This is a genomic window from Brevibacillus ruminantium (genome assembly GCF_023746555.1).
Taxonomy (GTDB): Bacteria; Bacillota; Bacilli; order Brevibacillales; family Brevibacillaceae; genus Brevibacillus; species Brevibacillus ruminantium.
On sequence record NZ_CP098755.1, the window covers coordinates 4,807,328 to 4,819,960 of the forward strand.

Here is a 12,633-nt window from a genome sequence, read left to right on the forward strand (position 1 = left end):
TCAAGTAACTTCGTCTCTCTGGTTTATCGTATCTTGATTGATTTATTGCGATTTAAAGTTGTACAAACACCTTGAGGAAACAGAGTAAATCTTTCAATGCCATTACCAATCGTCGTTGCTAGCTCAATAGACTCATCATCTGATACATCAATTGCACTAACAGAAACTTGATCATGATCAAGTTCCAGAATTCGAACACTTTGATCGTCTAAAACTGCTGAGATTTGAACAAATGTCCAATTCTCTTTTTCTACAATAGAGTCTGTATGTGTATGCCCGTTAACGTAAATACCCTTTCCTTTTTTCTTATTCAGGACTGACCACAAATCAATGGAAGGATGGACCGAGAGCATGTTTTTATTGGAGCGTGCAGTCGTATCATAGACTGGATGATGGGCAAAGACGATCATTGTTTTTTCCCCAGAACCATCAATTACTTTTTCCAACCATTCTAACTGCTCATTCGTTACCCAACCATCAAAATTACCTCTGTCCAATTCTCTTGCTGTTTCCAAGAATAGTAAAACAACTTCTTCTTCCATGACAAAATTCCCGTTCATCTTGGTTAATTCCAATACTTCACGACGGGGCATACTATACAGATCGTGATTTCCAAGAGTTTGGTAAAAGGGTTTGTTATAGCTGCGAATGTATTCATATACTTCTTCAAACTCGTCTTTTGTACCAAAGTTCGTCAAGTCACCAACCGATACGTATATATCGGCTTCCTGCTTAAAGAAAGACTTGAGATAGTTGGAATAAAAAGAGTCTCTGCTCTCGATTACATGTTCTTCTAATCTTTTGGTTACTCCATGTCTGCTAGGATAGTGCAAATCCCCCATGACTGCTATTTTCATCCGAATTCCTCCTCGTATCTCATTCATTTTATTTAACACCTGTGTAGGTAAACGCTTGGATGATTCTCTTTTGTGCAAAGAAATAAACAATTAAGATGGGAATAACAAGGATGACATTTGCAGCCAATGCAATATTCCAATCCACCCCAGTCTCGGATGTACGGAGCATGGCAACCCCAACTGGAAGTGTTCTCGCATTTTCTTTCGTCGTCATGACTAAAGGCCAGAAATAATCATTCCATCTGGAAACAAAAGTAAATAACAACATTGTAATAATCGTTGGTTTTGAAAGTGGCATCATGATTTTCCAAATAATTTTCAATTCTGATGCTTTATCCAATCTTGCAGCATCCAGTATTTCATTTGGCACTTGCATAAAAGTCTGTCTCAACATGAAAATACCGAATGCCCCCGCGGCAAAAGGCAAAATTAAACCCCATAAACTATCTAATATTCCCCAGCTGCTCAACTGCAAAAATACGGGTAAAAAGATTAATTGCGACGGAATCATTAACGTAATTAAGGTAATCGCCCAAAAGATTTTCTTTCCGGCAAATTCGTATCGAGCAAATGCATAAGCTGCTGGGACAACGGTAATGATTTGAAGCACCAGCACTCCGAAGGTTACGAGAATACTGTTGATTAAGTATTTGAGAAATGGGCCTGAATTCCAAGCGATAACAAAGTTATTCCATTGTAAATTTTTTGGAACCAGAGTTGGTGGAATGGACAATGTTTCCACTACCGTTTTTAAACTCGATGAAACCAACCAAACAAACGGAAATGCGAAAAATATGATCACCGCCACCAAAGCAATTCTCGTAAGTATTTTTTGGATACTCATCCATTGCCTCCTCATCTCATGATAAAAATGCTTGGACTCTCTATTGATAATGAACTCTCTTACTCAACACTTTAAAGTATAAAATCGTAAGCAACATTAAAATGAACAATAACACCATTCCAGCTGCAGAAGCTGTTCCTAAATGAAAATGCTTAAATCCTTCATCGTATAGGTAATAGACCAAGGTAGTAGTGGAATTGATTGGACCACCTCCCGTCATAATATCAATGGTTTCAAAAACCTGGATTGAATTGATCAAAGCAATGATCGAAATAAAAAAGATCGTTGGTGTTAACATTGGAAAAGTAATTTTACTGAATACCCTCCATTTGGAGGCTTTATCTATAGCTGCTGCCTCATAGAGGTCTTTTGGTATGCTCTGCAAAGCAGCAATAATAATTAAGGTATAGTAACCCAAGTTTTTCCAGACAGAGACAAAAATCAACGAATACATCGCCACATTCGGATTCGTTAACCAGCCGACAGACTTGATTCCAAATAAAGAAACAACCCAATTGAGCAGTCCATAATCCACATCCATGATCCACATCCATACCATCGAAACGGACACCAAGGAGATAATATGCGGGCTAAATACTGCTCCTTGGGTAGCCGTAAAGATTCTGCCTTTTTGGTTTATCCAAATGGCCAAAGGTATGGCAATGATTACGATCAGGGCAACGGTAATACATGCATACTTTAACGTATTCCATACCGTTTCATAGAACATCGAATCAGAAAATATACTGATGTAATTCTCTAATCCTACAAATGGCTTTTCCGCACGGATAAAATTCCAACTGTGAAAACTTAAATAGCCCATATACACTAATGGGTATATATAAAATACGATGAATACGACAGTGGCGGGTGCTATGAAAATATATGGCGTTATGTGTTGCTTTCTCATCATTTGACCGCCTTTAGTCCGTCAATGTCAGCGTACACTCTTCGTTCATCGTGATCAAAGTAATACAAGGATTCGGGTGATAAACAAAGATTCACCTCTTCTCCTACAGAATAATAAGTCTCGGAAGTTTTAATATGTTGTGCTCCATATTTATTTTCAATCTTATAGATTGTTTCTGCACCGAGGATTTCTCTCGTTACAATTTTGCTGGCAATCTCAATTTCATAGAGGTGAGAGATTGAACGACCTAATAAAATACCTTTCTCGGGTCGAAAGCCAAAATAGGATACATGTTGGAACTGCGGTTCCAATCGATTGAATAATTCGCCAATCGGCATCACATTCATCGAAGGTGTCCCCATAAATTGGGCTACAAAAATATTCTTTGGATCATCGTATATCTCTACAGGGGAGCCTACCTGCATAATTTTCCCTTTGTTCATCAAAACAATTTCGTCAGCCATCGACATGGCTTCAACTTGATCATGTGTAACATAAATAAAAGTGGTCTTCAGTATTTCATGCATTTGAATCAGTTCCGTCCGCATTTCTGCTCTTAATTTTGCATCCAAGTTCGAGAGCGGTTCATCAAAAATATATACATCGGGCCTTTTCACAATTGCTCTGGCTAATGCAACACGTTGTCTTTGACCTCCTGAGAGTTTGCCTGGTTTCGTATCCATGTATTCCATTAGGCCTACTGTTTCGGCAACATCGTTGACCAGTCGGTCTCTTTCCGCTTTTGGTACCTTTATATTTTCTAGGCCGAATTCAATATTTTGCCTCACAGTCATGGTGGGGTATAAAGCGTAATTTTGGAACACCATAGAAATATTTCTATCACCGGGTGACATATGATTAACTAATTTATCTCCGATCCACACTTCACCTTCTGTGATATCTTCCAAGCCCGCAATCATCCGAAGCATGGTAGACTTTCCACACCCGGAAGGTCCTACCAATACCGTGAATGATCCATCTTTTATATCCAGGTTTATCTTGTCAATCACCTGTACATTCCTTGTATTTTCTTTTGTTTTCTTCTTAAATATTTGTATTCTTTGTGGCTCTCTCTCATTTGTATTCTGGTAGGCTTTTGATACATTTTTCATTTTTATCCCTGCCATTTTTACACCCCTTCCCATTGATACTATCTTGTTGATGATCATTGCGTAGAATCTATGTCCGTGAGACAAAGATTCTCACGCAATGATCGCATTTTATGTGTGGATATCGTTTATTTGTTTTTTATGAGTGCATTGCTTCTTTCTACCGCTCTATCTAATCCTTGTTTCGTGTCGATAGAGGGATCAAGGATCAGTCTCTCCACTTCCTGTGGATAAACCTTCTTTTCAATTTCGTTATAACCAGGGACCATTGGACGAGGTTGAGCATACTGTAATTGATCAACGGCAACTTTATACATTGGTTGTTCTGCATGAAGTTTTTTTCTTTCATCGGATTCAATAGACGAATAACGCGTTGGCAAATAGCCGGTAACCTTACTTGCATAAAGGTTTTGCTCGGTGCCTGTCATAAATTTAATAAATTCCCAGGCTGCTTTTTTCTTTTCTTCATTCAGACCAGCCATCATAACGATATTGCTGCCACCAGTATTAACAGCTTGCTTTACATGTTTAGGCAACATGAGTGCAGCTAGTTCAAATCCATTTTCTTCCGCTGCTTTCATCATTTTCGTTAAATTGGCTGTGGAAGCAAACCGGAAAGCAGACTTTTGACTTGCAAAATCCTGAAATGCAACATCCCTGCATTATCGCCAACTGGAACTTTCCACGCTCCATCATTGACGAGATCTCTTATAAAATTAGCCGCTTCAACACCCGGTTTTTCATTGAAAGTATATTTTGTGCCATCTTTATTTACCATGCTTCCACCAGCTTGAGCGATAAATGCCTCAAAGAACCAGACATCCCATTCCATGGAAACAGCTTTGACGCCATCTGTCGAAAGTTTTCTTGCTGCCTGAGAGAAACCTTCCCACGTTTCCAACTGGCTAACATCAATTCCTGCTTTATCAAGCATTGTTTTGTTCACATACAATAATGGTGTACTTACTAAGTATGGCAGACCGTATATTTGATCACCCACATAGGAATTGCCAAGCAGGCCTGGTATAAAGTCATCCATTTTGACTTCTTCAGAATCAGCTTTGACGAATGGAGTTAAACTCTCGGTCATTCCTTCTTTCGCGAAAGTTTCCATCATTATATTTTGAGCCACAAATATGTCAGGAGTATTACCTCCAGCAATAGATGCCTGCACTTTTGAATTTACATCAGCATAAGAACCTTGATTTGTCGCTGTTACATGAATGGCGTCTTGGGAATTGTTGAATTTTTCAACTAAACCTTTGTTTGCTTCTTCTATTGGACCACCATACGCAAACCAATAATTCAATTCAATTTTTTCTTTTACTCCAGTAGCTGCTTCCTTTGTTGATGAGCAAGCGGCTACTGAAAAAGATAATGCTACAGCCAGAAAGATCGCCGATAATTTTTTCAATGTTGTTCCCCTCCAAATCTTAGTGTTTTTTATCATGTGTATAATTGAATTTTCAATATTTTGAACCAACTCCTCTTTAAAATAAAGTCAAAAAAACCGTAAATAACCTTAGTAAACCAAGGTATTTACGGCATCTCTTACGGTTGCCAACTATCTATTCACTTTGCATTTTCATAATAGATGAAAAGTATTAATCTGCTATTAACTGCTTGTAAGGGATTTGTTAATCCTATTGGCATAAACCCTTTACATGTATGGCATCATCCATGTTGGAATTCAGACACGCCTCGTTTCCAAATTTCTTTGTTTGATGTAGCTAACGAAGCAACACCTGTCGATAGTGCTTCTTTTACATATCGGAAATCAGTCAGTAATCCGCCTGTAACAATAGGTATTGGAGATAACCTGACAATTTCCGCTATCAGGTCAGTAGCTCTGCAAGGCATGATTTCAAGCATATCGGCGTTAATATCATCCAAACTATCTAATACGTTTTGATAATTGAGGGTATCGAATAAAAACACCATCTGTATGACGAAAGCTCCTTTTGATTTCGCCTGTTTCATTACGTTTTTTTTCGTCGTTAAGATCGCAAAAGGTTTTAGATACTCAGTAGTAAAATCAATCCCGTAATGATCTGCTTTTAAACCTTCTATTTTCTCAATATGCAGGATGACTGGAATCCCTTCTTTGTGCAGTAAATCTATATACCTTTTAACCGTTAAGATGTTTCCCGTCATTAATGTAGCAGCACTAATATTCTGTTTATACTTTATCACTTTTTCAATTTGTGAAGGGTCATTCAAGACCGCAATTAATTTATGCTGTTCCAATCGTTGAAAAAAGCTATTTTTCGTAAATTTCACCAAAATATCCTCCTCTAATTGGTAAAACATTGGTTTTCGTTCTTAAGTCCGATCCACTCATCTTGTTCTAGAATATCATTGTCACTTTCTTCAAAGAATTGAGTTGACAAGAAAAACTGGATTTTGACCATATCAGATCACTAATGAATTTACCCTATTAATTAGATGAAGATTTTATTCGGCTATTCTCGTTTTTAAGAATAATACTGAATTAGGCATGAGTCAATATGCAGACTCGAGCCCCCAAAAAATTCCTTTCAAGTTTTTTTATGATATCATACCGCCCAGGAAATAGTGATAGTTTCCTTGGTAAGCAGTTACCAATGTGATCCATCATATGCAAAAAATGCAATCGATCATTCAGACGCACATTAACAGAACGTTTATTATCGTCACGTCAGCTAAGATTGGCTTTAAATCCGCCGTTACTTTCTTGAGATCCTTGTAAGAAACATAACGGGTCGAGTTGCGGATTTGATGAATGATGCACTTTTGAATCTCCGTATGCGGATAGCAGGCAGAGATCGCCTGAGAGAAGCCCGTTAGGTTATCCACGCAGGTGATGAGAATATCCTGAACCCCACGGTTCCGTAAGTCGTTCAGTACGCTCAGCCAGAACTTTGCGGATTCATTCTCTCCAATCCACATGCCTAATACGTCCTTGTTGCCGTCCAAATCAATGCCAATGACCATATCAGCCGCTTTGTTCACAATAGCACCGTCTTGCTTGACTTTGTAGGGAATGGCGTCCATAAATACAACCGCATAGATGCTTTGTAGCGGTCGGTTCTGCCATTCTTTGATGAGTGGCACGATCTTATTCGTCACATTGGAGATCATGGTAGGAGAAACGTCAATTCCATACAGATGGTTCAGATGGTCCTGGATATCCCGTGTGTTTACACCTTTGGCATACATGGCGATGATTTGGTCCTCCATGCCGGTAACGGTAGACTGATGCTTTTTCACGATAACGGGCTCAAATTCGCCATTACGGTCACGTGGCACCGCGATCTCCACCTCGCCGTATTCGCTTATCACCGTCTTCTTTGTCTTCCCGTTACGGCTGTTTGTTGTTTTCTTTCGCTTCACATCGTGCTTTTCATAGCCGAGTTCCGTGTCAAGCTCCGCCTCTAGCATGCGACTGCAACGTTTCTGCAAACAGTTCCTTCAGTGCCGACTGCACATCGTCCATCGTCTTGAGGTTGTTTTCCTTCACAAACGCCTTCACTTGTTCCTTACTAAATCTCGCCATGGGTGTCATCCTCTCAAACCATCCTTCTCTTATTGTCATAGGTTTTGAGAGTTTACACAGAATATTTTACAGTCCCTCCAAATACGAAAAGTACCCGTCTACACCCTCATCATGGACAGGAGTATGGTTCTGGGCAAAAATCCCCCACGTCTGGTGGGGGATTTGATAATTTGTTCACATCGTCAATTCGATGGTGTTTCATTTTTGTGATCAAGGATTAGCAATAGCTTTGGTTCAATATCTTTTAACAATTGTTCCTTTGAGCGATTACTTTTAGGAACCACTCCATTTTGTTCAGCTTCCAGCTGTTTTTCAACCTGTGTATTTGCAATCACCTCAAGCACTTGTTGTTTAGAGATATTTTTAGATGCTGCAATATCCGCAACAGATTGGCCTTTTGCTAATTCTTCTTTTAATTCCGTCGGGCTAATTTGCAGTAAAGAAAATAGTTTATCATCGTTTAAAATGGAATCATACGTATAGTCAGGCTTACCATCCCTTGTGAATAAACCTTCTACTTTGATGTGTGAAGGTGCAGGCTCGCCTCCTACCCGAGTAAGATTAATGGCATTGTCATGAACAAATACTTGGTAGAACGGTTTTTCTGCTCCCTTTATGATGTAATTCAACATCAATACTTTTTGATCTGGGTTCTCCATTTGTTCCATAGCAAACTCGTACGCATTGACGCTACCATACATTTTTTCAATGAGATTATCTACCTTCGCCTTGATTTCCTGATCGGTTAATGAAATGAGCGGCTTCTCCTTAGGCTCCCAATTCTCTTGATCCACGTGTTCAATCTCACCCGTACCCGCATTTATATGAAGGGTAATCTTTTTACCGGTTCCCCCTTTTTCCTGCAGGATGATGCTTGTTTGGTTCACTTTTATTTTGGATAAATCAGTGGAGTCTTTCGGGTTGATTGCTTCACCTTGAACATTGCTTGCATCTACAATCTCAAAGGATTTTGTTTCGGGAAACGCGCTATACAGCTTCTCAAGTGTTGCTTTGCTAACCTCATCTACCTTGACTTGTTCAGCAGTCAATGGTGTTCTCGTAAGCATTTCAATCAGGGGAGGGGCAGCAAATGCTGCGGTTGGGATCAAAATTGCAGCAGCAACAATTCCACCAATTAATCGTTTTTTCATGGTTTTTTCGCTCCTTTTTCGTTGCAAATAGTGAGAATAGGATTGTTCGATTCGTTTGGAAATGGCCGGAGGGCACTCCAGCGTTTCAGCTGTTTCGTGCAGATGTTCACGAATTTTGCGTTCAATAGTCATTGATCTTTTCCATCCTTTCTGGGGGGAGATTCCATATCTTTTTTCGAAGCGCCTGAAGGCCAGCATGATATCTGGACTTGACTGTACCCAGTGGAATATCGAGCAATGTCGCGATTTCCTCAAGCGTATAGTCGTGATAAAAGCGGAGGATAATCACCATTCGCTGTTTGTCGGTCAGTTTTTGGATGGCCTGCGATATCATTTGGTTCGTCCCATCCATCAATACAGCAGGTTGATCCCAATGAGATTCTTCCCGAGTGAAGGCACGGATGCGTTCAAAAATTCGGAATCTCCGCCAGCTCTTGACCCGAAATCTCTGTACTTGGCGGATTACCAAGCCGTGTAGCCAGAAGTGGAAAGGTCGGTTCGAATCGTAGTTAGCAAGCGAGGTCCACATTTGCATATAGATCTCATTCATGACATCTTCCCGATCCTGCTGGTGATCCACCAGAAAGGAGACTGTCCGATAGACGTCCTGATAGGTGGCATCATATAACGTCTGAAACGCCTGTTGATCACCATCCTTCATTTCTGTGAGTAATTGGTACATATATTCACTTTGCATTCAGAGGGCCCTCCTGAGTAAGCAGCTTACACCCTATATTGTCGCTCTGCTGGAAAAAGGTTCGGGTTATTTCATTTGAACTTTTGTAAAAGCAGCATAAGAATACAGCAATCTTTTTCTTTTGGCGAGCGACTGCTAACGCGGATGCAAGTAAGACTATCGCATTTCTGCAAAATGCTCACAAAAATAAGCTAGCCATTTTGGCCAGCTTATTTTGTCACGTTTCTACCTCAACTGGTTGGCAATGTCCATCAGCTCGCTTTTTGAAAAGGTGTCGCTGGTTCTAACGGAAATTCGGATTTTTTGTCCATTCACCCACGTGATCGACTGATATTCCTTGCCCGACTCATCTCGTTCTGTATGAAACAGTGCTTCGCTGCCGTTCAGGTCGAGTTTTTCGACTCCTATACCCGGATCGCTGGAATACACCGTCTTGTCGACGGAATCGCCCAGATTTTCGAACTGAATCATCACGCTTTTTCCGCTGTCGGCCCTGTATGTTGTCAAAACGCCTGTAATTGCCGAATCGAGAGACACCTCCCTGACGATCATCTGCTGATCAGTCTTCATTGCTTCCATGTACATCTCCTTGGAAATTTGTGCTTCCTCCTTCAGTTTGTAGTCAATCGTTCCGCTGACAAAACGGAAATGGCCTTCCAAGGCTGAAGGAATTACCGCGAACGCACCGATTGTCTTTTGTAGCTTGCTCATGTCGTCATAGCTAACCGGGTTTTGCACTCCAATAATTCGTTTGTCCGGATTCTCCTCGCCATTGACGAGGAACAGAGCGGCTGTGCCCGGTTTCAGGGTTTTGCGCAGGTTTTCGCCGTATTTTTCATACAGATCGGAACCTGTCTGGATCGATTCCTCGCCAAACTGGTAGGAAACACTCACTTGACCGTCTTGGTCAAACAACTGATAAACCTTGGTGGCCGCATATCCGGTCGTGCCCAACAACAAAATGCCGCAAGCCAACGAGGCGATGCTGTACTTCTTCATGTTCAAATAGATCCCTTTCATGAACCCAACTCCTCCTTCTGTTTCGATCCGTTTCAAAACGCTGTCTTTCAACCCCTGAGATTCCCGTACCCATTTCGCTTCTTCCTTTAATACTTCACCGATACGACGTTCAATGTCCATGTTGGCTATTCTCCTTTCCCCAAGCGTAAGTGGAAGTCTGTTGATTGCGGCGCAATCGTTTTAAGGCAGAATGAAGCCTGGATTTAACCGTCCCTAGCGGAACCCCCAGAATGCTGGCCACCTCATCTTGGGAATAGTCGTGAAGGTAGCGCAGAACAATGATCTGCTTCAATCTGAACGGGAGACCGTCAATCTTCTGCAGCAGATGCCGGTTATCCAGTTTGTCGACAAGATCGGGAGCAAAATCATGCTGAACCTCCGAAGCGTGTTTCCGTTCGCGGGCGAGCAGTTGAAAGGACATCCATCGCTTGGTGCGATAGGCGCTTACTTGCCGCATCACCAGTCCGATAAGCCAGGGACGAAAAGGTCGGTTTGGATCAAAGCGGGAAAGGGACTTATACAGTTGGATATAAATCTCTTGTACTACATCGTCCCTGTCTGCCATGTCATTCACGAGAAAATGGACAGTTTGGCAAACATCGCGATAGGTTAAGTCGTACACGTCTGCAAATGCTTTGCGGCTGCCCGCTGCCGCTCTGCTGATCAGTTCCAGCAATTCTGGGTTGTTTTCCATCCGCTTATTCCCTCCTCAGCCTTTTCACTGTATATTGCAGACTTTGCCGGTTTTCGTTCGCTATTTTTACGATAAATGAATAGAAGCAAAACAAAAAGCGCCCACCTTCTCTTTTGATGAGGGATAGCCCCGGCAATCCCTACGAATCTATTTCAGAAATAGGACTTTAAGGAAAAAATGCAGCCGGTTCTCCCTAGGAGACTGGCTGCATTTTTTCGATTAACGTAACCATTCGCTTCGCAGCATCCCGCAGCACTTCAAGTGGCTTTTGTTTTTGCGAAGCAGCCACCGTATGTGTAGAGTCCATAATAATCGTCTTTGATATCACAAGTCCTTTTTCGGTAACTAGTCAACTTACCACATCGGTTGTTCGCATTCGATGAATCACTCCTGCACTAATCACCACGACGTAAAGCAGATTCATTGCATAAAATGTAAAGCTAGAACCCAGCCCAAGCCCCTCTTGACTCAACACTCCCATTCCGGCGGTTAGCAGCGAATGTGGAAAAAACAGGCCTATATTCATCACATACATTCCCAGACCCAAAAACGTCATACATAAACCAATGCCAACGGGAGCCGCAAAACTACGGATGCGAACGGACAAAGCCAGTTGCAAAACGCCAATGGCAACAGCTGCGATCCAGCCTCGAAACAACCACCCGGGCAATTCTGGAGGAAGTGTAGCCTGTAACCCGATCAGCTTTCCCCCGCCAACATACAAAATGAAGAAAAAACCTTGTACCAAAAACAGAAGCACACTGATAACAACCACTTTCGCAATAAACAGACTGCCTATGGACACCGGAGCGGTCATGATCATATTCCAGTTCCTATTCGCATGTTCCAGCCTGCACAAATAAGCACAGCAAATGGCGATCAGAATCGGAAAGAAAAACTCTCCATAGAACAAACTCACTTGCGACCATAAGCTATACCACTCGTTTTTCAGTACACCCTGATTCATGGCAAAGTTCGCACACCCAATGCAAACACTCACGAGCGGCAAGCTCATCATCATGATCCATAGATACGAACGTCGCAGTTTTATCCATTCCGCAGAAATACATTGTTGCAGCATGACAGATCCTCCTATACTTCCTGTCTGGATATTGAAAATCTTCCAGCCAAATAGATCACAATGGCAACGACCATTAATCCCCCGACCTCAGGCAGTGAATCGCTCAGATTTCGTACATAGAACTGCAATTCATTCCCTGTATAATTTTGCGCAATCGGACTTAAACCCGAATAGTAGGACCATATGAGAAGTTTCCTGACTGTGGCTGGAAATAAATCACCCACCAAACCGGCAAAACCGCCAAGCATGCCAAGACAGAGCGCAAAGGCCTGATTTTTCATGACCATGGACAGCCATTGCTGCAAAGCAAGGATAACCATACTGGTGACGATGGTACCCAGCATAAATCTGACAAGCAGAAAGCAAGGAACAGATTGTGCAATCCCCTGAACGGTTCCAAACGCAGCAATGGCCAGCCCTTGCATGGCACAAACGCATAGCACGATGGCACATGCACAGATATATTTCGCAGCATACAGTACTTCTCTTTTCATCGAACAGGTCAGCAGCAGTTTCCACGTATTCCCTTTGTGCTCCATATCACAAATGCGGGACACCACTATCGCGGAAAGAATCGGCAAAAACAGCCCGTTCAGCGAAGTGAACATCGCGATGACAGGTTCCCATCCGACTCGATCGGGATTGCGGGCAAACGACATGCTCGCCGCCATAAACGCCCAAATGAGCTCCACACTTAAAAACAAGACTGTCATCCCATACAGGAATCTTCGACGC

Annotated in this window: 12 protein-coding genes and 2 pseudogenes; all 14 read right to left on the minus strand. The window is 41.8% G+C overall.

Going from position 1 to position 12,633, the window contains the following annotated elements; genetic code table 11:
- Positions 1-23: 23 nt before the first annotated feature.
- Positions 24-857, minus strand: a complete 834-nt coding sequence (locus tag NDK47_RS23590; protein ID WP_251872179.1) for a metallophosphoesterase family protein — start codon at positions 855-857, stop codon at positions 24-26.
- 28 nt (positions 858-885) lie between these two features.
- Positions 886-1,701 carry a carbohydrate ABC transporter permease gene (locus tag NDK47_RS23595; RefSeq protein WP_251872180.1) on the minus strand — a complete coding sequence of 272 codons (816 nt, stop codon included), beginning with the start codon at positions 1,699-1,701 and terminating at the stop codon, positions 886-888.
- Positions 1,702-1,741: 40 nt separating this feature from the next.
- Positions 1,742-2,611, minus strand: a complete 870-nt coding sequence (locus NDK47_RS23600; RefSeq protein ID WP_251872181.1) for a carbohydrate ABC transporter permease — start codon at positions 2,609-2,611, stop codon at positions 1,742-1,744.
- The gene (locus NDK47_RS23605; RefSeq protein ID WP_251872182.1) at positions 2,611-3,738 is read right to left on the minus strand and encodes an ABC transporter ATP-binding protein; all 1,128 of its coding nucleotides are present in this window, start codon (positions 3,736-3,738) and stop codon (positions 2,611-2,613) included. Before NDK47_RS23605 ends, NDK47_RS23600 begins: the two co-directional genes overlap by 1 nt.
- A gap of 110 nt (positions 3,739-3,848) precedes the next feature.
- Positions 3,849-4,307 (minus strand): annotated as a pseudogene (locus NDK47_RS23610) (extracellular solute-binding protein); the annotation flags it as partial.
- 2 nt (positions 4,308-4,309) lie between these two features.
- Positions 4,310-5,134 carry an extracellular solute-binding protein gene (locus NDK47_RS23615; protein WP_251872184.1) on the minus strand — a complete coding sequence of 275 codons (825 nt, stop codon included), beginning with the start codon at positions 5,132-5,134 and terminating at the stop codon, positions 4,310-4,312.
- A 260-nt stretch (positions 5,135-5,394) separates the two neighbouring features.
- Entirely contained in the window at positions 5,395-6,000 is a 606-nt protein-coding gene (locus NDK47_RS23620; RefSeq protein WP_251872185.1) for a glycerol-3-phosphate responsive antiterminator, read from the minus strand.
- Positions 6,001-6,387: 387 nt separating this feature from the next.
- Positions 6,388-7,255 (minus strand): annotated as a pseudogene (locus NDK47_RS23625) (IS256 family transposase); the annotation flags it as partial.
- Positions 7,256-7,437: 182 nt separating this feature from the next.
- A complete protein-coding gene (locus NDK47_RS23630; protein WP_251872186.1) occupies positions 7,438-8,538 on the minus strand; it encodes a hypothetical protein in 1,101 nt (366 codons plus the stop codon).
- A complete protein-coding gene (locus NDK47_RS23635) occupies positions 8,528-9,103 on the minus strand; it encodes a sigma-70 family RNA polymerase sigma factor (protein WP_251872187.1) in 576 nt (191 codons plus the stop codon). Before NDK47_RS23635 ends, NDK47_RS23630 begins: the two co-directional genes overlap by 11 nt.
- 225 nt (positions 9,104-9,328) lie before the next feature.
- Entirely contained in the window at positions 9,329-10,243 is a 915-nt protein-coding gene (locus NDK47_RS23640) for a DUF1269 domain-containing protein (RefSeq protein WP_251872188.1), read from the minus strand.
- Complete coding sequence (locus NDK47_RS23645; protein ID WP_251872189.1) at positions 10,233-10,817, minus strand: sigma-70 family RNA polymerase sigma factor; 585 nt, start codon at positions 10,815-10,817, stop codon at positions 10,233-10,235. The genes NDK47_RS23640 and NDK47_RS23645 overlap by 11 nt, the downstream gene beginning before the upstream one ends.
- A gap of 349 nt (positions 10,818-11,166) precedes the next feature.
- On the minus strand, positions 11,167-11,898 hold the full coding sequence (locus NDK47_RS23650) for an ABC transporter permease (RefSeq protein ID WP_251872190.1): 732 nt from the start codon (positions 11,896-11,898) through the stop codon (positions 11,167-11,169).
- An 11-nt stretch (positions 11,899-11,909) separates the two neighbouring features.
- The gene (locus NDK47_RS23655) at positions 11,910-12,611 is read right to left on the minus strand and encodes an ABC transporter permease (protein ID WP_251876351.1); all 702 of its coding nucleotides are present in this window, start codon (positions 12,609-12,611) and stop codon (positions 11,910-11,912) included.
- Positions 12,612-12,633 lie beyond the last annotated feature (22 nt).

Coding starts and splice junctions, on each gene's coding strand:
- NDK47_RS23655 (WP_251876351.1), bottom strand. CDS start 12,611: ATGACAGTCTTGTTTTTAAGTGTGGAGCTCATTTGGGCGTTTATGGCG.
- NDK47_RS23645 (WP_251872189.1), bottom strand. CDS start 10,817: ATGGAAAACAACCCAGAATTGCTGGAACTGATCAGCAGAGCGGCAGCG.
- NDK47_RS23635 (WP_251872187.1), bottom strand. CDS start 9,103: ATGCAAAGTGAATATATGTACCAATTACTCACAGAAATGAAGGATGGT.
- NDK47_RS23605 (WP_251872182.1), bottom strand. CDS start 3,738: ATGGCAGGGATAAAAATGAAAAATGTATCAAAAGCCTACCAGAATACA.
- NDK47_RS23640 (WP_251872188.1), bottom strand. CDS start 10,243: ATGGACATTGAACGTCGTATCGGTGAAGTATTAAAGGAAGAAGCGAAA.
- NDK47_RS23590 (WP_251872179.1), bottom strand. CDS start 857: ATGAAAATAGCAGTCATGGGGGATTTGCACTATCCTAGCAGACATGGA.
- NDK47_RS23600 (WP_251872181.1), bottom strand. CDS start 2,611: ATGAGAAAGCAACACATAACGCCATATATTTTCATAGCACCCGCCACT.
- NDK47_RS23630 (WP_251872186.1), bottom strand. CDS start 8,538: ATGACTATTGAACGCAAAATTCGTGAACATCTGCACGAAACAGCTGAA.
- NDK47_RS23650 (WP_251872190.1), bottom strand. CDS start 11,898: ATGCTGCAACAATGTATTTCTGCGGAATGGATAAAACTGCGACGTTCG.
- NDK47_RS23595 (WP_251872180.1), bottom strand. CDS start 1,701: ATGAGTATCCAAAAAATACTTACGAGAATTGCTTTGGTGGCGGTGATC.